Raw genomic sequence first — 306 nt, 5'->3', positions numbered from 1 at the left:
CGCTCCTGCAGCGTCGACAGGGCACGCGTCACGGTGGTGACGTTGATGCCTAGCGCACGCGCAATCTCACGCTGTGGCGGCAGCCTTTCGCCGACGGCCAGACTGCCCGTGGCGATGCGCTCGGCGATCTCGTAGTCGTACGGGCTGATGAAGCGGCCTTCCAGCATGTTGACCAGCATCATCTTGAAGGTGGCGATGCCGACGTCACCGGCCACCTGGATGCGGCGTGCCGGCAGCGGCGGGCGGTAGCCCGCTTCGGCCAGGGCGCGTGCTTCGGCCTTGGCGATGTGCAGGGCCTCGTAGCTG

At 68.0% G+C, this 306-nt stretch carries 1 protein-coding gene; it reads right to left on the bottom strand.

Annotated elements, in window-relative coordinates; genetic code table 11:
* A partial coding sequence (locus EN852_RS42960; RefSeq protein WP_246694578.1) for a GntR family transcriptional regulator occupies positions 1 to 215 on the bottom strand: 215 nt, incomplete at its 3' end.
* Between the last annotated feature and the right edge of the window lie 91 nt (positions 216 to 306).

Source organism: Mesorhizobium sp. M2E.F.Ca.ET.209.01.1.1, from assembly GCF_004010375.2.
In the GTDB taxonomy this organism is placed as follows: Bacteria; Pseudomonadota; Alphaproteobacteria; order Rhizobiales; family Rhizobiaceae; genus Mesorhizobium.
Note: the sequence above shows the minus strand (reverse complement) of the source record. Positions and strands in the feature narration are given on the sequence as shown.